Source organism: Acidimicrobiales bacterium, assembly GCA_035533595.1.
Taxonomy (GTDB): Bacteria; Actinomycetota; Acidimicrobiia; order Acidimicrobiales; family Bog-793; genus DATLTN01.
Genome location: DATLTN010000046.1, coordinates 1 through 20,975, shown reverse-complemented (window position 1 = coordinate 20,975; position 20,975 = coordinate 1). Strand labels below are relative to the sequence as shown.

The 20,975-nt window shown below is 71.5% G+C and carries 19 protein-coding genes and 1 tRNA gene; 12 read left to right on the top strand and 8 right to left on the bottom strand.

The window, feature by feature from the left end; all coding sequences use genetic code 11:
* Positions 1 to 137 precede the first annotated feature (137 nt).
* Positions 138 to 2,270: a dehydrogenase E1 component subunit alpha/beta gene (locus tag VNF07_08760; protein HVB06316.1), complete on the bottom strand. Its 2,133-nt coding sequence runs from the start codon at positions 2,268 to 2,270 to the stop codon at positions 138 to 140.
* A 176-nt stretch (positions 2,271 to 2,446) separates the two neighbouring features.
* Between VNF07_08760 and VNF07_08755 the strand changes: the two genes are divergently transcribed.
* From VNF07_08755 to VNF07_08740, 4 genes are all read left to right on the top strand, one after another.
* A complete protein-coding gene (locus VNF07_08755; GenBank protein HVB06315.1) occupies positions 2,447 to 2,632 on the top strand; it encodes a twin-arginine translocase TatA/TatE family subunit in 186 nt (61 codons plus the stop codon).
* A gap of 185 nt (positions 2,633 to 2,817) precedes the next feature.
* Entirely contained in the window at positions 2,818 to 3,561 is a 744-nt protein-coding gene (locus tag VNF07_08750) for a cytochrome c oxidase subunit II (GenBank protein HVB06314.1), read from the top strand.
* The gene (ctaD, locus tag VNF07_08745) at positions 3,558 to 5,273 is read left to right on the top strand and encodes a cytochrome c oxidase subunit I (protein ID HVB06313.1); all 1,716 of its coding nucleotides are present in this window, start codon (positions 3,558 to 3,560) and stop codon (positions 5,271 to 5,273) included. The genes VNF07_08750 and ctaD overlap by 4 nt, the downstream gene beginning before the upstream one ends.
* A complete protein-coding gene (locus VNF07_08740) occupies positions 5,270 to 5,686 on the top strand; it encodes a cytochrome c oxidase subunit 4 (protein ID HVB06312.1) in 417 nt (138 codons plus the stop codon). Before ctaD ends, VNF07_08740 begins: the two co-directional genes overlap by 4 nt.
* A 109-nt stretch (positions 5,687 to 5,795) precedes the next feature.
* Here VNF07_08740 and VNF07_08735 read toward each other — a convergent pair whose 3' ends face one another.
* Positions 5,796 to 6,656 carry an acyl-CoA thioesterase II gene (locus VNF07_08735; protein HVB06311.1) on the bottom strand — a complete coding sequence of 287 codons (861 nt, stop codon included), beginning with the start codon at positions 6,654 to 6,656 and terminating at the stop codon, positions 5,796 to 5,798.
* Positions 6,657 to 6,681: 25 nt separating this feature from the next.
* Here VNF07_08735 and VNF07_08730 point away from each other — a divergent pair, with 25 nt between their 5' ends.
* Positions 6,682 to 7,239 carry a GtrA family protein gene (locus tag VNF07_08730; GenBank protein ID HVB06310.1) on the top strand — a complete coding sequence of 186 codons (558 nt, stop codon included), beginning with the start codon at positions 6,682 to 6,684 and terminating at the stop codon, positions 7,237 to 7,239.
* Here the strand turns inward: VNF07_08730 and lnt are convergent.
* The 4 genes from lnt to hemE all read right to left on the bottom strand — a co-directional run bounded on the left by lnt (position 7,220) and on the right by hemE (position 12,112).
* On the bottom strand, positions 7,220 to 8,581 hold the full coding sequence (lnt, locus tag VNF07_08725) for an apolipoprotein N-acyltransferase (protein HVB06309.1): 1,362 nt from the start codon (positions 8,579 to 8,581) through the stop codon (positions 7,220 to 7,222). The genes VNF07_08730 and lnt overlap by 20 nt on opposite strands.
* 134 nt (positions 8,582 to 8,715) lie before the next feature.
* Positions 8,716 to 10,161: a protoporphyrinogen oxidase gene (gene hemG / locus VNF07_08720; protein HVB06308.1), complete on the bottom strand. Its 1,446-nt coding sequence runs from the start codon at positions 10,159 to 10,161 to the stop codon at positions 8,716 to 8,718.
* Positions 10,162 to 10,163: 2 nt separating this feature from the next.
* Positions 10,164 to 11,078 carry a ferrochelatase gene (gene hemH / locus VNF07_08715; protein ID HVB06307.1) on the bottom strand — a complete coding sequence of 305 codons (915 nt, stop codon included), beginning with the start codon at positions 11,076 to 11,078 and terminating at the stop codon, positions 10,164 to 10,166.
* Positions 11,075 to 12,112, bottom strand: coding sequence for a uroporphyrinogen decarboxylase (hemE, locus tag VNF07_08710; GenBank protein ID HVB06306.1), 1,038 nt, complete (start codon positions 12,110 to 12,112; stop codon positions 11,075 to 11,077). Before hemE ends, hemH begins: the two co-directional genes overlap by 4 nt.
* 91 nt (positions 12,113 to 12,203) lie before the next feature.
* On the opposite strand from hemE, the gene VNF07_08705 reads away from it, so the two are divergent.
* From VNF07_08705 to VNF07_08685, 5 genes are all read left to right on the top strand, one after another.
* Positions 12,204 to 12,800, top strand: a complete 597-nt coding sequence (locus VNF07_08705) for a heme-copper oxidase subunit III (GenBank protein HVB06305.1) — start codon at positions 12,204 to 12,206, stop codon at positions 12,798 to 12,800.
* Complete coding sequence (locus VNF07_08700) at positions 12,800 to 13,651, top strand: c-type cytochrome (GenBank protein HVB06304.1); 852 nt, start codon at positions 12,800 to 12,802, stop codon at positions 13,649 to 13,651. The genes VNF07_08705 and VNF07_08700 overlap by 1 nt, the downstream gene beginning before the upstream one ends.
* On the top strand, positions 13,644 to 14,573 hold the full coding sequence (locus VNF07_08695) for a Rieske 2Fe-2S domain-containing protein (protein HVB06303.1): 930 nt from the start codon (positions 13,644 to 13,646) through the stop codon (positions 14,571 to 14,573). Before VNF07_08700 ends, VNF07_08695 begins: the two co-directional genes overlap by 8 nt.
* On the top strand, positions 14,570 to 16,063 hold the full coding sequence (locus VNF07_08690) for a ubiquinol-cytochrome c reductase cytochrome b subunit (protein HVB06302.1): 1,494 nt from the start codon (positions 14,570 to 14,572) through the stop codon (positions 16,061 to 16,063). The genes VNF07_08695 and VNF07_08690 overlap by 4 nt, the downstream gene beginning before the upstream one ends.
* Positions 16,064 to 16,464: 401 nt before the next feature.
* The gene (locus VNF07_08685) at positions 16,465 to 17,301 is read left to right on the top strand and encodes a hypothetical protein (protein HVB06301.1); all 837 of its coding nucleotides are present in this window, start codon (positions 16,465 to 16,467) and stop codon (positions 17,299 to 17,301) included.
* 34 nt (positions 17,302 to 17,335) lie between these two features.
* Here VNF07_08685 and VNF07_08680 read toward each other — a convergent pair.
* Positions 17,336 to 17,406 (bottom strand) — tRNA-Thr (locus VNF07_08680).
* Positions 17,407 to 17,409: 3 nt separating this feature from the next.
* Positions 17,410 to 18,111 (bottom strand): hypothetical protein, encoded by a 702-nt coding sequence (locus tag VNF07_08675; GenBank protein ID HVB06300.1) that lies wholly within the window; start codon positions 18,109 to 18,111, stop codon positions 17,410 to 17,412.
* A 279-nt stretch (positions 18,112 to 18,390) separates the two neighbouring features.
* On the opposite strand from VNF07_08675, the gene VNF07_08670 reads away from it, so the two are divergent.
* Complete coding sequence (locus tag VNF07_08670; GenBank protein ID HVB06299.1) at positions 18,391 to 19,575, top strand: NAD-dependent epimerase/dehydratase family protein; 1,185 nt, start codon at positions 18,391 to 18,393, stop codon at positions 19,573 to 19,575.
* Positions 19,576 to 19,632: 57 nt separating this feature from the next.
* Positions 19,633 to 20,838, top strand: coding sequence for a hypothetical protein (locus VNF07_08665; protein ID HVB06298.1), 1,206 nt, complete (start codon positions 19,633 to 19,635; stop codon positions 20,836 to 20,838).
* Positions 20,839 to 20,975: the final 137 nt, after the last annotated feature.

Genomic DNA, 20,975 nt, shown 5'->3' with positions numbered 1-20,975 from the left:
CCCACAAGGTGGGCTGCGCGTTTACCGTTCTCAACACGATGGCCTCGATCCGTACTAGCCCTACGGGTCGAGGCCATCATCCCAGCTGAGCGCCGGAATCGCGAGCATCGCCGCCCGACTTTTTCAGGTCGAAGTAGCTAGTAGCCGGTGAGCTCTCGCACCGCCGTCGCGATGTCGTCGATGCGCGGCAGCGTCGCCTCGACGAAGCCCGGCTCGTAGCCGACCCAGGTGTCGAGCGCCGCGAGGCGCCGCACGGGGGCGTCGAGGTCCGAGAAACAGTGCTCGGCGACCCAGGCGGCGACCTCGGCGCCGAAGCCGCCGGTGAGCACGTCCTCGTGCACGACGAGCAGGCGCGAGGTGCGGGCCACCGAGTCGGCGACGGCCTCGCGGTCCCAGGGGGCGAGGGTCCGTAGGTCGAGCACCTCGGCGGAGATCCCCTCCTCGGCGAGCGCCGCCGCCGCCGTCATGCAGCGGGGGACGGTCGCCCCCCAGGTGACGATCGTGACGTCCTCGCCGGGCCGCACCGTCGCCGCCCGTCCGAGGGGGACGACGAAGTCGGGCCCGGGGTAGGGGTCGGCGACGTCGCGGCGGCGGAAGAGCGCCTTGTGCTCGAGGAAGAGCACCGGGTCCTCGCAGCGGAAGGCGGCGCGCATCATCCCCACGACGTCGCGTGCCCGTGACGGGAACATCACGATGAGGCCGGGGATGTGCGTGAAGATCGCCTCGCCGCACTGCGAGTGCCAGATCGCTCCGCCCGTCACCCACCCGCCGATCGCGCAGCGCAGCACCATCGGCACCGAGAAGGTCCCCGCCGAGCGCCAGCGCGTCGTCGCCGCCTCGGAGCGGATCTGGTGCATCGCGGGCCAGATGTAGTCGAAGAACTGGATCTCCGGAGAGGGGTGCAGGCCGCGCACCGCCTGGCCGACCGCCCTGCCGACGATGTTCGCCTCGGCGAGGGGGGTGTTGAAGCAGCGGTCGGGGCCGAAGCGCCGCTGCAGGCCGAGGGTCGTGCCGAAGACCCCGCCGATGCCGTCGAGGTCGTACTCGAGCGCCTCGCGCCCATCGGCGACGTCCTCGCCGAAGACGCGGATCCGCTCGTCGGCCTCCATCTGCTCGGCGAGCACGCGGCGGATCGCCTCGGCGAAGAGCACCGTCTCGGTCCCCTCGGCGGCCGCGGCCGGCGGCTCGGGGATCGAGGGGAGGGCGAGGAGGTGGGCCATCGCGCTCGCCGGGTCGGGCTTCGGCGCGGCCATCGCCACCCGCGTCGCCTCGGCGACGAGCTCGTGCGCCTCGGCGTGGACCGCCTCGACGCGCGCCGCGTCGAGGATCCCCGCCGCGAGCAGCTCGCGCTCGAAGGCCGCGATCGGGTCGCGCTCGGCCTCCGCGGTGATCTCGCCGGGCGCGCGGTAGCGGGCCTGGTTGTCCGAGGAGGAGTGGGAGTAGGGGCGCGTCACCGAGGCGTGCAGGAGCGCCGGGCCGCGCCCGGCGCGCACCTCGGCGATCGCCTCCGCGCTCTCGGCGCGGCTCGCGAAGTAGTCACAGCCGTCGAAGCGGCGGACGGTGAGGCCGGGGAAGGAGGCGACGAGCTCGGAGATCGGTCCCGGGGCCTGGTCGCTGCTCGGCACCGAGATCGCGTAGCCGTTGTCGGCGATCAGGTAGCAGACGGGGAGGCGCTCGCGGCAGGCGGTGTTGAGGCTCTCCCAGAACTCCCCCTCGGAGGTGGCGCCGTCACCGAGCGAGACGTAGGTGATCTCGTCGTGCGCCGAGGCGAGGTCGAGGCCCGGGTGGCCCTGCAGGTAGCGGCCGGCCTCGGCGGCGCCGACCGCGGGCAGGCACTGGCTCCCCGTCGGGCTCGACTGGGTGACGATGTGCAGCTCGGGGCTTCCCCAGTGCGCCGGCATCTGGCGGCCGGCGGAGGCGGGGTCCTCCGAGGAGCCGACGGCCTGCAGGAGCACCTCGGTCGGGGTCACGCCGAGCGCGAGCACGAGGGTCAGGTCGCGGTAGTAGGGGAAGAACCAGTCGTAGCCGGGGCGGAGCGAGCGGGCGATCGCGGTGAGGAGGGCCTCATGGCCCGCGCCGGCGATCTGGAAGTAGGTCCTGCCCTGCTTGTGCAGAACGAGCTGGCGATCATCGAGCGCCCGCGAGACACAGGCCAGGCGGTAGTCGGCGAGGAGCTCGCTGACGGGCACGCCGCGGTAGCTGGCCTCGCCGTTCTCCCCGGCGCGGGGCGCGCCCTCCGGAGTGCGTTCGGTGGTCTTGAGCTGGGTCATCGTTCCAAGCCCGCCGCGGCCGGAGCGCGCCGTGCGGCGGGTAGGGCGCGCGGCGTCCGACCGGCTGCGGGCAGCGGAGACGGCACCCGCTCACCTTACTGAGTGCCGGGCGAACGGGGCTCGCACCGTGGCGCGCCGGCCCGGGCCGTAGACTGACCGCAGTGGAAGGAGCCGCAATGCTCGCCAGCCTCATCGGCCCCGACGCAGGGATCGTGCTCATCGTCGTGGTCGTCGTCCTGCTCTTCGGCGGCAGGAGCCTGCCGAAGCTCGCGCGCGGCCTCGGGAGCGCCAGTCACGAGTTCCGCAAGGGCCTCGCGGAGGGTGACAAGGACGAGAGCGAGAAGGACCCGAAGGAGAGCTGAGCACCCACCGCGCCAGTTGGCCGGCGCGGAGCGCGCCTCGCTAATCTCGCCCCGTGGCCGCTCGCGTGAACCGTCTCACCGACCCTGTCCGGAGGCGGTCCCTCGGTCGGCATGCCCGCCTCCGGCGGATCGTCACCGTCCCGCTCCTGCTCCTCGTAGGGGCAATCGCCCTCGGCGGATGCCAGGTGCCGAGCTTCGGCGCCTTCCGCGGCGCCACGACCCAGGGGCGCACCGAGTTCCACCTCTGGCAGTTGACGATGATCGCCGGGCTCGTCGTCACGGTGATCGTCTTCTGCCTGATCGTGTGGCCGGTGATCCGCCACCGCCGGCGGAGCGCGGACGAGATGCCGCGGCAGTTCCACGAGCACATCCCGCTCGAGATCACCTACACGATCATCCCCGTCCTGATCGTCGGCGCGCTCTTCTACTTCACCGTCATCGCCGAGAACAAGATCGACGACGTCGCCGCGCACCCGAACGAGATCATCCACATCCTCGCCTACCGCTGGGGCTGGAGCTTCACCTACGACGACGGTAATGGGCAGCCCCAACACGTGCAGATCGCGACCACCGCGGAGCCGAAGCTGCTCGCCCAGCCCGACACCTCAACGGAGTACCCGCAGCTCGTGCTGCCGGACAACGCGACGATCCGTATCGACCTCGCGTCTGCGGACGTGGTCCACGGCTTCTACATCCCCGAGTTCAACTTCTCGCGCTACGCGCAGCCGGGGGTCCTCGGCAGCCAGCAGCAGTTCGACTTCACGACGACGACCGACGGCGTCTTCCGTGGGCAGTGCACGCAGTACTGCGGCCTCTACCACTCTGAGATGCTGTTCAGTGTGCGAGTGGAGTCGTCGGCCAAGTTCCAGCAGTGGCTGGGCGCGGAGCAGGCCCAACAGGCCGGTAGCGGCCTAGGAGCGTCGTCATGACCCTTGTCGCCGAACGCCCCGTGCACCTCGGCGAGCCGGAGCACGAGCACCACGCCGCGCCGAGCGGCTTCTACAAGTGGGTCACCTCGACCGACCACAAGGACATCGGCCGCAGCTACCTGATCACGAGCTTCGTCTTCTTCCTCATCGCCGGGTGCATGGCGGTGATCATGCGCACCCAGCTCGCGAGCCCCGACAGCTCGATCGTCACCCAGCACGGCTACAACGAACTGTTCACGATCCACGGCTCGCTGATGCTCTACCTCTTCGCCGGCCCCTTCGCCTTCGGTGGCCTCGCGAACTACATCGTCCCCCTGCAGGTGGGCGCGCCGGACATGGCCTTCCCCCGACTGAACGCCCTGTCGTACTGGCTCTACCTCACCGGCGGGCTGACGATGGTCGCCTCGTTCCTCACCGTCGGCGGCGCCGCGGACTTCGGCTGGGTCGCCTACGCACCGCTCTCCGACGCCGTGAACTCCCCCGGCGCTGGGTCCGACATGTGGATCGTGGCGCTCGTGCTCACCGGCTTCTCGGCGATTTTCACCGGCGTGAACATCATCACGACGGTCTTCTACCTGCGTGCCCCGGGCCTCACGATGTTCCGCGTGCCGATCTTCACCTGGAACATGGTGGTCACCGGCATCCTCATCCTCATCGCCTTCCCGGTGCTCACCGCGGCGCTGATCATGCTGTGGGCCGACCGCCACATCGGGGCGCACATCTACACCGTCTCGGGCGGGGGCGTCCCCGTGCTCTGGCAGAACCTCTTCTGGTTCTTCGGCCATCCGGAGGTGTACATCCTCGCCTTGCCCTACTTCGGGATCGTCACCGAGGTGATCCCGGTCTTCTCCCGCAAGCCCACCTTCGGCTACCGCGGGATGGTCTTCGCCACGATCGCCATCGCCGCGCTCTCAACGGCCGTGTGGGCGCACCACATGTTCACGACGGGCGTCGTGCTGCTCCCCTTCTTCAGCCTGATGAGCTACCTGATCGCGGTGCCGACGGGGATCAAGTTCTTCAACTGGATCGGGACGATGTGGCGAGGCTCACTCGTCTTCAACACGCCGATGCTCTTCAGCATCGGCTTCCTCGTGGTCTTCCTCTTCGGTGGCGTCACCGGCATCTTCCTCGCCTCGCCGCCGATCGACTTCGCGACGCACGACACCTACTTCGTGGTCGCCCACTTCCATGAGGTGCTCTTCGGCTCGGCGGTCTTCGCCGGCTTCTCCGGCCTGTACTACTGGTATCCGAAGATGACGGGGCGGATGCTGCGCGATCGACTCGGCAAGGCGAGCTTCTGGTTCATGTTCGTGGGCTTTTTCGTCACCTTCCTGCCGCAGTACCTGGTCGGCCTGCACGGAATGCCGCGCCGGATCGCCGAGTACTCCCAGTCGACGGGTTGGACGACGCTCAACCGCATCTCCACCGTCGGCGCCTACCTGCTGTTCATCGCGGTGGCGATCATGCTCGTGAACTTCTGGGTCTCCTGGCGAAAGCCCGTGATCGCGGGCGCCAACCCCTGGGACGCCGGGACCCTCGAGTGGGGGACGAGCTCGCCCCCGCCGCACCACAACTTCAACTCCATCCCCCCGATCCGTTCCGAGCGGCCGGTGTGGGACTTCAACCACCCTGACCACGTCGCGCTCGGCCACCCGAGCACGAACGGCCACGGAAAGGTCCCCGCCGGCGCCTCCGAGGTGGAGCACGGATGAAGCACGAGGCCTACTTCCTCCTCTTCATCGCTGCCTTCGGCGCGGTCGTCGCCTTTATCTTCTGGGCGGTCGGCCTCTCGCCCGTCTACCTGACGATCACGGGCGGCGGGACGATCATGCTCGTCGCCGTCTCGCTCCTCGGGCTGCTCCCCGGCGGCTACTACCTGTGGTGGTCCAAACGGATGACGCCGCGCGCCGAGGACGACGAGCACGCGGAGCCCTCCGACGGCGCCGGCGTCGTCGCCGCCTTCCCGAGCTCGAGCATCTGGCCTTTCGTCCTCGGCCTCGGAGCGGCCTTCATCGCCCTCGCGCTCGTCTTCGGCTTCTGGACGGCGATCTTCGGTTTCTTCCTCGTGATCACCGCCCTCGTCGGCGTGATCATCGAGAGCCGCCGCGGGGGCGCCGAGGTCTAATCCCGCCGCCCGAGCTTCGCGACGAAGCGGACGACGAAGACGACGAGCACGACGAAGAGCACCACGAAGACCGCGAAGCTCGCCTCGAAGGCGGCCGTGAGGGCGAGCATCAGCCCTCGAGCGGGCCGTTGACGCGCACCAGGCCCTCCTGGGCGGCGGTCGCGACGCGGTGACCCTGCTGGTTGTAGAGGGAGCCGATCGACAGCCCGCGCGCGCCGTAGGCGGCGGGGCTCACCTGGTCGTAGAGGAGCCACTCGTCGACGCGGAAGGGGCGGTGGAACCACATGCAGTGGTCGAGGCTCGCGCCGAAATAGGAGAGGCGCCAGAGCGAGAGGCCGTGCCGGCGGAGGATCGTGCCGACGAGGGTGAGGTCCGAGGCGAAGGTGGCGATCGCGGCGTGCAGCATCGGCTCGTCGGCGAGCGGCTGGCGAGCCCGGAACCAGAGCTGCACGCGGGGCTCGGGACGGGTGTCCTTCGCCCACGGCGGGCCGGAGATGAAGCGCAGGTCGACGCCGTTGGACTCGAGGTACGCGATTGCTGAGCCCTCCGGTGTGTCCTCGGGGAGGAGCTCGACGAGCGGCGGCAGCTCCTCGGGCGAGGGCACCTTCGGCATCGGGTCCTCGTGCTCGAGGCCCTCCTCGTCGGTGTGGAAGGAGCAGGCGAAGTTGAAGATCGGTCGCCCGTGTTGGATGGCGACGACGCGGCGGGTGATGAACGAGCGGCCGTCGCGGCTGCGGTCGACCTCGTAGAGGATCGGCGCCTCGGGGTCCCCCGGGCGGAGGAAGTAGGCGTGCAGGCTGTGCACTCGCCCCCGCTCGACGGTGCGGCCGGCGGCGACCAGCGCCTGGGCGGCGACCTGGCCGCCGAAGACCCGCTCGCGCTCCGCGGGGAGGCGGGGGCCCCGGAAGATGTTCGTCTCGATCGTCTCGAGATCGAGGAGCTGGAGGAAGGCGGCGATCCCGTCGGTCACCGGCGAGACGGTACACTCCCGGCCGATGTCAGAGAGGCCCGATCGACTGTTTGATCGCGCCCGCGAATTCGTTCGGAGCCCGCAGTTCGGGCGTCTCTTCCGCTACTCGATGGTCTCGGTGATCTCGAGCGTCACCTCGCTCGTCCTGCTCTACGTCTTCTTCCGGGTGCTGAAGGTCGGCTCCGCGGCGGCCTCCAACATCCTCGCCGCGGCGGTGGCGACCGGCCCCTCCTACTACCTCAACCGCACCTGGGCCTGGAAGCGGGGCGGGAAGTCCCACCTCTGGCGCGAGGTCGTCCCCTTCTGGGTAATCGCCTTCGTGAGCCTCGCCCTCTCGACGGGTGCCGTGGACTTCGCCTCGCACGAGGCCCACGTCCACCACCTGCAGGGGCGCACCGAGACGATCCTCGTCGAGTTCGCCAACTTCTTCACCTACGGCGTGCTCTGGGTCGCGAAGTTCTCCTTCTTCAACCGCATCCTCTTCGCGCACCGCGCCCCAGACGAGCGCGAGGGCCCCGAGGGGCCCGGGGGGCCGAGCGCCCCCGAGGTGCCGCCGGGCCCTCTCAGCCCGACGATCGCCTGAGGGCGAGCGGGCGCGCGCGTCGGCTCGCTTCGGCGAGCACGACGGCGAGCGCCCCGAGCACCAGCCAGGGAAGGTCGCCGCCCTGGTCGTAGAGGGTGAGGCCGCGGCGCGTCGGCAGGTTCACCACCACCGCGCTGATCGCGTCGAGGCGCGTCACCCCCCTGACCGCCCCTGACGGCAGCACGAACGCGCTATAGCCCGTCGTCGCCGCCTGCAGGACGTAGCGGCCGCTCGCGACCGCCTGCAGACGGGTCGCGGCGAGCTCCTCCGCGGGGAGCTGGCGGCTCGCGTAGGAGGCGGTGTTCGTCGGCACGACGAGCAGCTCGGCCCCCGCGCGCGCCTCCTCCCGGCCGCGGCCGGGGAAGAAGGTCTCGAAGGAGATCAGCACCCCGACCCGTGTGCCGGCGACGTCGAGTACGCCGTGGCCGTGGCCGACGAGGGCGTCGAAGGGGACCGCCCGCAGGCTGAAGAAGCGGCCGAGCAGGCCGCGCCACGGCACGTACTCGCCGAAGGGCACGGCGTGGGTCTTCTCGACGGCGCCGGTCACCCTCCCGTTCGGCGCGAAGGCGAGCTCCTCGTTCAGGAAGTGACGGCCACCGACGGGCACCGTCACGCCGGCGAGGATCGTCGTCGCGAGCGAGCGGGCGACGGCACCGAGCGTCGTCCCGAGCGCGGTGCTCGTCGCCGGGAGGCGGGGGAGCGGGACCGTGTCCTCCGGCCAGAGGAGGAGCGCGACCCTGCCGCGCACCGCGAAGGACTCGGCCTCGCTGCGGGCGAACGCGCTGAGCCCGGGCTGTGCCTCCTGGTGCAAGCCGCGCGGCCCGCCACCCTGCACCGCCGCGGCGCGCAGCAGCGGGCCGTCGACGCCACCCTCGGGGGCGAGCGCCGCGAGCAGGCAGAGCAGGCAGATCCCGACGAGCAGCCCCGAGGCGGGGCGCACGCCGCGGCCCCCTCCGGCGGCCAGCCGGGCGAGCGCGCCACCCGCCAGCGCGAACACGAAACTGAGGAGGACCGGGCCGCCGAGGCGGGCGAGCGCGAAGGCCGGTGAGCCGACGGCGGCGAGGGGGAGGCCGCCCGGGGGGAGGCCGCCGAAGGGGAGCATGGCGCGCAGCCATTCGCCGATCGCGAGGGCGCCTGCGAGCGCCCAGGGGCTCCCCCGTCGGCCGGCGGCGACGGCGGCCAGCGCCGGGAAGAGGGCCTCGGCGGCGATGAGCGCGCCGTAGCCGACGGCGCTGAACTCCAAGATGAACACCAGCCCGACGGCGAACTGGCCGAGGCCGAAGCACCACCCCCGCAGGAAGCGCCCCCGCGCCGCCGTTCCCACGAGGCTGTGCGCGAGCAACGCGCAGCCGAGCGGTGCCGCGGGCCAGAAGGAGGACGGTGGCAGTGCCGCCGCGACGGCGAGGCCGCCGAGGGTCGCGAGCCCCGCGCCGGCGAGACTCCGCCCTCCCGCCGGGGCCAGCGCTCGCCGCGCCCTCAGCCGGCGAGCGCCCGTGCGAGCTCCTCGGCCTGGCGGACCGCGCCGGCGATGCAGGCGGGGATGCCGATCCCGTCGTAGGCGGCGCCGGCGAGCGCGAGCGGCGGCAGCGCGGCCGCGGCCTCGCGCAGCGCCGCGACCCGCCCGAGGTGGCCCTTCACGTACTGCGGGAAGGAGTCCGGGAAGCGCGTGACGAGGACCTCGAGCGGCGCTGCCGTGATCCCGAGGATGCGCGCCAGCTCGCCGGCGAGCGCGGCGGTGAGCGCGCCGTCGTCGAGCTCGAGGGCGCGGCGGTCGCCGTGGCGGCCCGCCGAGGCGCGGATTACCACCTCCCCCGGCCGGGCAGAGCGCGGCCACTTGGTCGAGGTGAAGCTGAAGGCGGTGGCGAGGGTGCCGCTCGCCCGACCGACGAGAACCCCCGCCCCCGGCAGCGCCGGGCCTCCCCCTGCCGCCGACAGGAGGCCCGCAAGGCGCTCGGAGAGCGCGCCTGGCACCGCCGTCTCGGAGAAGACGAAGGCGGCGGTCACGACGCCGGCGTAGGGGATCGACGACAGCCCCGCGGCGAGCGCCTCGTCGGCGCCGCGAAGGAGCGCCGCCGCCTGCGGCGCGGGGAGGGCGAGGAGCAACCCGTCGAAGGCTTCCTCTTCGGTCTCGGTCGTCACCTGCCAGCGGACGGCGTGGGCGAGCTCGCGCACCGGGCTCGCGCAGCGCAGCCGCACGCCGCGGTCGGTGACGTCGGCGGCGAGCGCCACCGTCAGTGATCCGAGGCCCCGCTCGAGGCCGGCGAAGACCGGCGGGGGGTCGGCCGCCGGCGGCGGGGAGGCAGCCGGGCGGAGTGCCCGCATCATGCTGGAGGAGCGCCCGAGGAGCGGGAGGAGCTGCGGCAGGGCGGCGGCGAAGGAGAGCGAGTCGACGTCGCTCGCGTTGATGCCGCCGACGAGCGGGTCGACGAGGTTGTCGAGGACCGCCCGCCCGAGGCGGCCCCCCACCAGCTCGCCCACGCTCGGGTCGCCGCGCACTCCGGCGCCATGCCGACCGAGGAGGGGGCCGAGCCACAGGTCGGCCGCGGCGCGCAGCGCTCCCCACCGCCCCACCGTCCCCGAGGCCCACAGGGCGCGGAAGTCGGTCGGGATCCCGACGGCGAGGCCGCTCGGGAGCGGGGTGAGGCGCCGCCCGCCATAGAGCGCGGCGCCGCGAGCCGACGGGGAGACGAGCTCCCCGGCGAGGCCGAGCTCCGCGGCGAGCGCCGTCCCCGCCCGGTTGCGTCGGATGAAGGCGTCGGGGCCGGGGTCGAAGGGGCGGTCGCGAAGGCGCGCCGTCGTGAGGCGCCCTCCGGGAGCCGGAGCCGCCTCGAAGAGGGTGACGTCGTGCTCGGCGGCGAGGGCGCGCGCCGCGACGAGCCCTGCGATCCCGCCGCCGACGACGGCGACGCGCCGTGCCGCCATGCTCAGCGGGGAGGCACGGCGGCGATGACGAGGCCGGCGAGCGCCTCCATCAGCCGCGGCTCGTCGTTCAGCGAGGCGGTGCGGGCGAAGGCGATCTTCAGCCCCTCCGCGCGCCGTCTCGCGACGACGTCGAGGTCGTAGAGGATCTCGAGATGGTCCGAGACGAAGCCCGCCGGGCAGACGACGACCCCCTCGGTGCCGACGCCGGCGAGCTCCTCGAGGACCTCGCCGATGTCGGGGCCGAGCCAGGGCTCGGGGGTCACCGAGGCGCTCTGCCAGGCGGTGCGAAAGCGGGTGAGGTCGGCCTCTGCCGCGACCAGCGCAGCCGTCTCGGCGAGCTCGGCGGGATAGGGGTCGCCCGCCGCGAGGATGCGTGTCGGGAGGCTGTGCGCCGTGAAGAGGACCTCGGCCCAGCGCGCCGGGGTGCCGAGCTCCTCGAGGGAGGAGCGCACGCGCTCGGCGAGCAGCTCGACGAGGACGGGGTCGGCCCCCCAGCGCTCGACCCGTCCGAGCGGCAGGCCGGCTGCGGCCGCCGCCTCGGCGAGCTGCTCGAAGTACTGCTCGACGCTGAGCGTCGAGAAGTGAGGGGTGAGGACGAGGCCGACGAGGGCGTCGACGCCGCTCGCGACGAGCTCGCCCGCCGCCTCCGCGATGCGCGGCCAGGCGTGCTTGGTCCCGTAGGCGGTGCGGAAGCCACTGGGCGCGAGGCGCTCCAGCGCGGCGGTGATCCCCGCCATCTGCGCGCGGCTCACCGAGTTGAGCGGTGAGAGGCCGCCGATCGCCGCGTAGCGCCGCTCGAGCTCGGCGAGCTGCTCGATCGTCGGGGGGCGGCCGTGCAGGATGTCGGTGTAGTACTCGGGGATCTGCTCGGGGCGCGAGGGGGTCCCGTAGGACATCACGACCACGCCGACGGTCACCTCTCCGGCCCCCCCTCTTTGTGGACGAGGTCGACGAGGCGGGCCAGGACGTCCGGGTCGGTCTCGGGGAGGACGCCGTGACCGAGGTTGAAGATGTGCCCGGGGAGGCCGGCACCCTCGCGCAGCACGGCGCGCGCCGCTGGGGCCGCGGCCTCGATGCCCGCGACGCACAGCGCGGGATCGAGGTTGCCCTGCAGGGGGAGGGGGCGACCGACGTACGCCGCGGCCTGCGAGAGCGGGAGGCGCCAGTCGACGCCGACGACGTCGGCCCCCGCCTCCGTCATGAGGTCGAGCAGGGCGCCGGTGCCGACGCCGAAGTGGATGCGCGGCACGCCGGCGTCCGCGAGGCCGCCGAGGACACGCGCCGAGGCGGGGAGGACGAAGCGCCGGTAGTCGTCCCTGCTGAGCGCCCCCGCCCAGGAGTCGAAGAGCTGCACCGCCGCCGCGCCGGCCTGCACCTGCGCGCGCAAAAAGGCGAGGGCGAGGTCGGCAAGGCGCTCGAGGAGCGCCGTGAAGAGCGCGGGGGCCTGGTGCATCAGGCGCTTGGTCTTCACGAAGTCCCTTGTCGGCCCGCCCTCGACGAGGTAGCTCGCGACGGTGAAGGGGGCGCCGGCGAAGCCGATCAACGGCACGGCGAGCTCGCCCGCGAGGATGCCGACCGTCTCGATCACGTAGGGGAGGTCCTCCTCGGCGACGAGCGGCCGCAGGCGCGCGAGGTCCTCCTCGGCGCGGAAGGGCTCGGCGATGACCGGCCCCCGGCCGGGGACGATCTCGACCCCGACGCCGATCGCGGCGAGCGGGACGACGATGTCGGAGAAGAGGATCGCCGCGTCCACCCCGTAGCGGCGGACGGGCTGGAGGGTGATCTCGGCGGCGAGGTCGGGCGAACGGATGGCGTCGAGGATGCTCCCGGTGCCCCGCAGCCGGCGGTACTCCGGGAGCGAGCGGCCCGCCTGTCGCATGAACCAAACCGGGGTGTGTGCAGGAACTTCGCCGCGACAGGCGGCGAGGAACGGGGAGGTCTCGCCGGGCACCGCACGACCCTATCCGGCCCGCTCGGAGGCGGAATCTGTGCCCGGGCCTTGGTTGGTGTGACCCCTCCGGTCTCGACTATGAAGTAGTGCCGTGACCGACGTAACGGTGGACCGTTCGCCTGCACCAGCAGGCGCCGCCCATCTCCAGCGGCCGCAGCTCCTCGCCGTCGGCGTGATGATCTGGCTGGGCTCGGAGTTCATGTTCTTCAGCGGCCTCTTCGCCGCCTTCTTCACGATCCGGGCGCACGCCGCGGTCTGGCCGCCGGCGGGGACCAAGCTCGACACCTACCAGGCGCTCGCGTTCACCTTCGTCCTCCTCGCCTCCTCCCCGACGATGCAGTTCGGCGTGTGGGCCGAGGAGCGGGGCGAGCGCGTGAAGGCGCGCTTCTGGGTCGTCACGAGCCTGCTGCTCGGAGCGGCCTTCCTCGGGAACCAGGCCTACGAGTGGAAGACGCTGCCCTTCCGGCCGCACGACAACGCCTACGCCTCGCTCTTCTACATCATGTCCGGCCTGCACGGCCTGCACGTCCTGCTCGGCCTCGTCGCGATGCTGGCGCTGCTCGCCCGCATGAAGGGCGTCCGCGGGGACTCCGGTGAGGCCCCGGTCTTCCAGGCGGTCAGCTACTACTGGCACTTCGTCGATATCGTCTGGATCGGGCTGTTCAGCGCCCTGTTCCTCCTCTCTTGATGCGCCGCCGCCTCCTCCCGGTCCTCGTCGTCACGAGCGCACTCGCGGTCGGGCTGCTCGTGCTGTTCCCCCACGGGGGAGCCGGCAGCGCGCCGGGCGACGCCGTGCTCACCGCGGCGAGCACCACCGACACCTCCGCCCAGCTCGCCCACGGCAAGCAGCTCTTCGACGAGACCTGCTCGACCTGCCACGGCGTGAACGCCGGCGGCGGCGTGCTGGCGCCGAACCTGCGCGGCCTCGGCGCGGGCACCGTCGACCTCTGGGTCAGCTCCGGCTGGATGCCGCTCGCGACGCCGACCCAGGAGCCGATCCGCAAGCCGGCGAAGTTCGACCGCGCGGACACGCTCGCGATCGCGAACTACGTCGCCTCGCTCACGCCCAACCTCCCCGGTGTGCCCGTCCCGCAGCCCGACCTGAAGAACGCCGACCTCGCCGAGGGCTTCTCGCTGTTCACCTTGAACTGCGCCCCCTGCCACACGATCACTGGTGCCGGTGACGCCCTCTCGAACGGGCTCTCGGCCCCTCCGCTGCACGGTCTCACCACCACCGAGATCCAGGAGGCGATCGAGACGGGGCCATCGACGATGCCCCGCTTCATCCCCGGCGCGCTCACGCCCGCCGAGCTGAGCGACGTCGTCGCCTACGTGCACAACGACATCGAGCACCCGGCCAACCCCGGCGGGATCGGCCTCGGCGGCGTCGGCCCGGTGGCCGAGGGCTTCATCGGGCTGTTCCTCGGCGTCGGCCTCTGCCTGCTGATCGCGATGTGGATCGGTGACCGGACCGACGAGGACGAGTCCGAGCACGAGGGCCACCCCGGCGAGCCGACCACGGAGGGAGCACATGCCTGACGAGCACCAGGCGCCAGAGCGCACCGTCCCCCTCGACGCCCCCCAGCTGCAGGTCTCGGCGAAGAACCCCCGGCGGGCGGAGATGGTCGTGGCGATCACCTTCCTCATCTCGATGGCCGGGTTCGGCGCCTTCGGTGGCGCCTTCTGGCAGGCCGCCTCCAACTACTGGCTCGGCGGCACCCTCGGGATCGGGATGTGCTTCTTCGGCATCGCCTTCGTCGCCTGGGGCAAGTACCTCATGCCGCGCGGCCCCTTCGAGGAGCCCCGCGCCCTCATGACCGTCACCGCGGAGCAGCGCGCCGAGCTCGTCTCGGACTTCGCGAGCCGCGGCAAGGTGGCGATCGAGCGCCGCGGCTTCCTCGCTGTCGTGATGGGCGGCGCGGCGACGATCTTCGGGGTGGTCGCGGTCTTCCCACTGCTCCGCTCGCTCGGGCCCCTCCCCAAGCACCAGCTCTACGTGACGAAGTGGAAGAAGGGCTCCTACCTCACGACGATCGACGGCCGCCGCCTGAAGGTGGACGACGTCGCCGTGGGCGGGATCGCGACCGTCTTCCCGGAGAACGACGTCGGCAGCGCGATCTCCCAGACCGTGCTGATCCACCTGCAGAGCGGCTCGGACTCGATCACCACGATGCCCGGGCGGGAGGGCTGGGGGCCTTACGGCTACCTCGCCTACTCGAAGGTCTGCACGCACGCCGGCTGCCCGGTCGGCCTCTACGAGCAGCTCACCGAGCAGCTCCTGTGCCCCTGCCACCAGTCGCTGTTCGTGCTGCGAAAGGGTGCCATCCCGATCTTCGGCCCGGCGCCGCGGCCGCTCCCGCAGCTGCCGCTCTACGTCGACGGCAGCGGCTACCTGCGGGCGCAGAAGGGCTATGGCGAGCCGATCGGCCCCGGCTTCTGGGAGCGGGGAGGGACGACGTGATCGACGGCCTCTTCGGCTGGGTGGACAATCGCCTCGCGATCTCGCGCGGCGGCCGCCACCTGCTGAACAAGATCTTCCCCGACCACTGGTCCTTCATGATCGGCGAGATCGCCCTCTACTCCTTCATCGTGCTCGTCGCCACGGGGGTCTTCCTCACCCTCTACTTCATCCCCTCCGGCCACGACGTCATCTACCAGGGGAGCTACGTCCCACTCGTCGGCGAGAAGGTCTCCGAGGCCTACAAGTCGACGATCGACCTCTCCTTCCAGGTGCGCACCGGCCTGCTGATGCGCCAGATGCACCACTGGTCGGCGAACATCTTCGTCGGCTCGATCGTCGTCCACATGCTGCGCGTCTTCTTCACCGGCGCTTTCCGCCGGCCGCGCGAGATCAACTGGATCGTCGGCTCGACGCTGCTCATCCTCGCGATCCTGAACGGCTTCCTCGGCTACTCGCTCCCCGACGACCTGATCTCGGGGACGGGCATCCGGATCGCCTTCTCGATCCTCGAGTCGGTGCCCCTCGCCGGCAGCTACCTCGCCTTCTTCCTCTTCGGCGGGAACTATCCGGGGAACGGGATCATCATCCCCCGCTTCTTCATCCTCCACGTGCTGATCATCCCGCTCATCATCTTCGCCCTCCTTGGGGCCCACCTCGGGATGCTCGTGCGTCACAAGCACACCCAATTCCGCGGGCGAGGCGCGCGCGAGGACAACGTGGTCGGCACGCCGATGTGGCCCGGCTTCATCGCGAAGACCACCGGCTTCCTCTTCCTCATCGCCGGCGTCACGGCGCTGCTCGGGGCCTTCGTGCAGATCAACCCGATCTGGCTCTACGGCCCCTACGTCGTCTCGCACGTGAGCTACGCGGTGCAGCCCGACTGGTACATGGGCTGGCTCGATGGGGCGCTGCGCGTGATGCCCTCCTGGGAGATCCACTTCCCCGGCCACATGATCCCGAACGCCTTCTTCCCGGCGGTGCTGCTCCCCGGCATCACCTTCAACGCGATCTTCGCCTGGCCGTGGATCGAGGCGAAGCTCACCGGCGACACCGCCGAGCACCACCTCCTCGACCGGCCGCGCGACCGGCCGGTGCGGACCGGCTTCGGGGCGGCCGTCTTCGCCTTCTACTTCGTGCTCTTCGGGGCGAGCGCCACCGACGTGCTTGCGAACTACCTCGACATCTCGCTGAACTTCGTGCTCGCCGCCTTCCGGGTGCTGTGCATCATCGTCCCGCTCGTCACCTTCCCCGTCGCCTACAAGGTCTGCAAGGAGCTGCAGGGGACGCCGGGCGCCTGGAAGCGCAAGCGCCACAATGTCGTCATCCGACGCCCCGACGGCGGCTACGAGGCGATCCCTGTCGAGGACTACGTCGAGTACGCCGAGCCCGAGCTCGACCCGATCGACGTCGACCGGGTCGCGCTGATGCCGCCCAACGGCGACGCGCCCGCCCCCGATGGTGTCTACGAGATCCCCCGCAGCTACCGCTGACGCGGCGCGCTGGGTGCCCGCCTCGTGGCGCGCCGGTCAGTGTCCTCACCCACAGGAGAAGCTGAGGCCCGCCGCGGCGGAGCCTCGGTCGATTCCCGCAATCGGCGCGCTCCCTCGGGGACCCATACCCGACAGTCCGCACCCGGTTCCGTAGTCCGATACACGCTGCGGTAGCGCCTCTCGACCCTCCGACGGGCGCGCCTTCGGCGTCATTGCGTGGGCGCGCATAGTGTCGCCGGCGGGGCGGCAATGGGGAGACTCCGGCTTACGAGCTACATCGGCCGCAGCACCGCTGACGGATCGTCACCGCCCAAAGGCGTCGCGGGTCGCGGGGTGCCTCGACCAGGCGGCCAGGCCCCATCGGGGAATTCGCGGCGTCCCGGCGGATTCGGGAGAGGAAGGTGAGCGCCGTCGTGTCGCTCGCGACCATTGGGCTCGCGCTCGCGCTCCCCGTCAGCGTCGCTCGCGGGACGACGACCGCCGCCGTCGCGTTCAACGTCGTCACGTCCAACGTCTCGCGCGCCGCGGTCCCCGGCTCGGACGCCTCCTGGGCCGGTCAGGGCTACCCGGGCGAGCGCTACCCCTACGTCCCGTGCCAGTGGCCACCCTCGCGTGCGTCGATCACGGTGGCCGAGGCCGCGACCTACCGCTGCAGCCCCAGTGCCTACGACACGACCCACTTCCCGGTCCCGGCATCCGGCTCGTTCGAGATCCTGTCGACGCCCATCGACGGTGCTCCGTATTCGCCGCAGAACGGCGGCCTCTCGGACAACGTTCGATTCGTGACACGCGACGGCCCCGTCATCCACGTCGGCCCCTCGCTGCTGGAGTACGGCGACTATTCCGGCGGCGCCCGGCCTTCCTTCGCCGAAGCCGGCGGAACGCTCTGGATCTTCGACTACGCGACCGAGCGGGGCCCCGAGGTGATCCGCATCTCGGCGACGACCGGAGCCGTCCTCCAGCGCACCGTGATGCCGGCCATCTCTCGGCCGATCATCGGGGTGAACGCCCTCGGCTTCTGGCTCGCGCAGGACTCGGACAGCCTGTGCCCGAACTCGCAGGTGAGGCTCGGCGTCTGGTTCGCAGCGGTCGGCGCGACACGCGGAGAACTGGTGAAGGCCAGCCGAGGCAGCGTCTGGGCGATGCGCGCAGACGGCGACGCGATGGACGTCTTTGTTAGCCCGCACTGGCGGGACGGGGATCCGGCCTACCAGATGTGGCGGTTCACCCCGAGCTGAGCTGTGGGCGGGACCCTGCGCGGCATTTCTTCTGAGCCCGGGCGGGGAGTCGAACCCCGGTCGCCTGATTACAAGGCAGGTGCTCTACCGCTGAGCTACCCAGGCGGGTCAGCCGGCGGCGCTCGCCGTCGGCCGCGGCCTCATCGTAGGGTGCGCTTCTGCGCCGTTCGCTCGCTCGGCCGGGGCTGTGGTGGGTGCCGGACTCGGGCGGAGCTCGCTCGCCGAGAGGAGACGGACCGCACCGCCGCCGGCGACGGCGTCGCGGTGGGCGGCCGGACCCGCAGGCGGCGCAGCGAGTCGGGCGATCGGGAGCGGGACGACCCGCACCGGGGTGAGGCGGCCGAGGGCGCGGGCGAGCGGCGCCGTGAGAAGGGCGCCCGCGGCGAGCCCCACCGCGACGCCGAGCCCGAGGCCGGTGAGCACCGCGCTCGGGTACAGCGTCCCGCTCGCGGCGTCGGCCAGGGCGGCGAGCACGAGGAGGAGCGCGCCGGTGGGCGCGAGCAGCCGTGCGCGCCGCAGGAAAAGGACGGTGACGACCGCCGCGATCCCCGCGACGGAGGCGTCGGGAAGACCGAATAGGGCCGAGGAAGGGGCCAGCACCACGAGGCCGTGGAGCCCGCTTCCGGGTGCCGGGAGCGAGAGGAGTGCAGCGAGGCCGCTCGCGAGTGCGCCGGCGAGGAGCCCGGCGGCGAGGGGGACCGCGGAGGCCGCCCCCGTCCGTCGGCGCGAGGTGAGGGCGAGGATCGCGAGGACGCCGCCGAGGGCCGGGCTGGCGCCCCGCGTCAGCAGCCGGCACCCTTCCCGCAGCAAGGCGCTCGAGCGGACCGCGCGGTTGAGCTCGAGACACAATTGACCGTCGACTGACACATCCCCCCCGTGCCACCCGATCGCCGTTTTGGCGGGCGGAGCGGCCCAACGGTAGTGGCGCCTCCCCTCCGGGACGTGCACCCTCGACTACGCTTTTCCGCCAAGGGCCGGGCCGAAGTTACGACCTGCTCCCGCCTGGGCGGCGCTTCGGGGGAGGCAGCAGGGCTACTGCTTCATGGGCGTACGGGTACGCCTCTAACCGATCGAGAGGAAAAACGGAGCATGCGGATCCTTGTACTCGGTGGCGATGGATACCTGGGCTGGCCAACGGCTCTCCATCTCTCCCAAGCCGGTAACGACGTGGGGGTCGTCGACAACCTCATCCGACGTCACTACGACGACGAGATGGGGACGAACTCCCTCGTGCCGATCCGCCAGCTGCAGCGGCGCGTCGCCACCTGGAAGGACGTTTCGGGCTACACGGTGGTGCCGTTCATCGGCGACCTCACCAACCACAACTTCGTGATGGACACGATCCGCGGCTTTGAGCCCGACGCGGTCGTGCACTTCGCCGAGCAGCGCTCCGCTCCCTACTCGATGATCGACCGTGAGCACGCCGTCTACACCCAGGTGAACAATGTCGTCGGCACGCTGAACCTGCTCTACGCGATCGCCGAGCTGAACCCGGCGATCCACCTCGTGAAGCTCGGGACGATGGGCGAGTACGGCTCGCCGAACATCGACATCGAAGAGGGCTTCATCGAGATCACCCACAAGGGCAGGACCGACGTCCTCCCCTTCCCGAAGCAGCCGAACTCCTTCTACCACCTCTCCAAGGTGCACGACTCGCACAACATCGCCTTCGCCTGCCGCATCTGGGGTGTGCGCTCGACCGATCTCAACCAGGGCATCGTCTACGGCCAGCAGACGCCCGAGACTCTCGCCCACCCGGACCTCGCGACGCGCTTCGACTACGACGCCGTCTTCGGCACGGTCCTCAACCGATTCGCGGTGCAGGCTGCCGTCGGCTACCCCCTCACCGTCTACGGCAAGGGCGGCCAGACGCGCGCCATGCTCGACATCCGCGACACCCTCGCCTGCATCGAGCTCGCCTGCATGAACCCCCCCGAAGCCGGTGAGTACCGGGTCTTCAACCAGTTCACCGAGTCGTTCTCGGTAAACCAGCTCGCCGACTGGGTCGAGCGGGTCGCCCCCTTCGACGTGCGCATCGAGTCGATCCCCGACCCGCGCGTCGAGAAGGAGGAGCACTACTACAACGCGGTCACGACCAAGCTCCCCGAGCTCGGCCTGCAGCCGCACCTGCTGAGCGACGAGCTCGTCGGCTCGCTCGTCGAGCTCTCGGTCCGCCACAAGGAACGGGTGAACTTCGAGGCGATCCGGCCGACGGTGAACTGGCGGACGACCAAGTCCGAGGTCAGCGTCACCGGCGGCGCCGTCGGCGAGTAGCGCCACCTCCGGCCGGGGCCAGGCACCCGGCGGCTCGGATCTTCTAGCGTCTCGCGGATGTTCCGGAACATCGGCCGCGGACCGAGCGCGCCCCCGCGCCGCGGCGGGCGCCGCCGGGTGGTCCTCATCGTCGGTGGAGCGCTGCTCGTCGCGCTGATCCTCGGCGAGATCATCAACATGGTCGTCGACTCCTACGGGCCCGCCGGCCGGACGGCACGCGCGAGCTGGCTCTCGTCGGTGTCGCCGATCCTCACCGAGTCGGGGAGCCTCGGGGTCTTCGTCCACGAGGTCCGATCCTCGGCGGGGAGCCCCGCCTGCTCGCTGCGGTGCGCGATCGGTGCGCTCGTCGCGGAGACGGCTTCGGAGAAGGCGGCCTACGCCGCGCTGCGCCTGCCCGCGCCGTACGGTCTCGGCCCCCGGATGGCCGGTGTCCTCTCGGCGCGTGCCACCGGCGCGCAGTCGCTGCTCTACGCGGTGAGCCTCGCCACCGGTCCGAGCCACAACGTCGGCGCCGCAGCGCAGCAGGCGAGCGCCGCGGGGAGCGACTTCCTCCTCGCCGACCAGCTCGACCGGACCCTCACCGCGCGGCTCGCGAAGGAGCACCTCGCCGTCGGCTGGACGACGGGTTGGTTGGCCTCCCCCGCCGCCTGGGGGCCCTCCGCCACCGCGGGGTTCGTCCAGGAGCTCTCGCACAGCCCGGTGCTCGTCAGTCCGAACACCCTCGAGTTCCTCGCAATCTCGCTCGTCCCCGCCCCCCACGCCTACGTGCCGCCGCTCACCGCGGAGACGACGACCACGACGACGACCACCACCACCACGACGACCCTCGCCCCCGTCGTCACCGGCGCCTCGGGTGGCTTCCTCCCGACGACGACCTCCTCTTCGGCGAGCACCACTGTGCCCGTGACGACGACGACCGTCGCCGTGCCGGTCGGCTTCGCGCAGATCCCCGGTCGCGGCGAGGTCTCGCAGTTCGTCGGACCGGTCACGCAGCTGCGCGTCGTCGTCGTCGTCGAGAACAACTCGTCGGTCACCCGCCAGGTGACCTTCTCCGCAGCCCTCGTCGGCCGCCCCGGCGGGAAGGTGCCGACCGTGAGCACCTCCGCGGTGCGCACGGTCCCTGGCGGCGGCTCGGTCTACGTCGACCTCCCAGCGCTCGCGGTCTCGGGGAAGGTGAACAGCTTCGCGCTGCAGGTGAGCGCGAGCGCGCCGGGGGCGGCCCGTGCGATCGAGCAGACCTTCGTGCTCGCCGGCACCACCTAGCTACTTCGACCTGAAAAAGTCGGGCGGCGATGCTCGCGATTCCGGCGCTCAGCTGGGATGATGGCCTCGACCCGTAGGGCTAGTACGGATCGAGGCCATCGTGTTGAGAACGGTAAACGCGCAGCCCACCTTGTGGG

What these genes read in the sequence shown, in the direction of transcription:
- VNF07_08760 (HVB06316.1), bottom strand. Translation starts at nt 2,270, where the DNA reads ATGACCCAGCTCAAGACCACCGAACGCACTCCGGAGGGCGCGCCCCGC.
- VNF07_08755 (HVB06315.1), top strand. Translation starts at nt 2,447, where the DNA reads ATGCTCGCCAGCCTCATCGGCCCCGACGCAGGGATCGTGCTCATCGTC.
- ctaD (HVB06313.1), top strand. Translation starts at nt 3,558, where the DNA reads ATGACCCTTGTCGCCGAACGCCCCGTGCACCTCGGCGAGCCGGAGCAC.
- VNF07_08740 (HVB06312.1), top strand. Translation starts at nt 5,270, where the DNA reads ATGAAGCACGAGGCCTACTTCCTCCTCTTCATCGCTGCCTTCGGCGCG.
- VNF07_08730 (HVB06310.1), top strand. Translation starts at nt 6,682, where the DNA reads ATGTCAGAGAGGCCCGATCGACTGTTTGATCGCGCCCGCGAATTCGTT.
- hemG (HVB06308.1), bottom strand. Translation starts at nt 10,161, where the DNA reads ATGGCGGCACGGCGCGTCGCCGTCGTCGGCGGCGGGATCGCAGGGCTC.
- VNF07_08700 (HVB06304.1), top strand. Translation starts at nt 12,800, where the DNA reads ATGCGCCGCCGCCTCCTCCCGGTCCTCGTCGTCACGAGCGCACTCGCG.
- VNF07_08695 (HVB06303.1), top strand. Translation starts at nt 13,644, where the DNA reads ATGCCTGACGAGCACCAGGCGCCAGAGCGCACCGTCCCCCTCGACGCC.
- VNF07_08670 (HVB06299.1), top strand. Translation starts at nt 18,391, where the DNA reads ATGCGGATCCTTGTACTCGGTGGCGATGGATACCTGGGCTGGCCAACG.
- VNF07_08665 (HVB06298.1), top strand. Translation starts at nt 19,633, where the DNA reads ATGTTCCGGAACATCGGCCGCGGACCGAGCGCGCCCCCGCGCCGCGGC.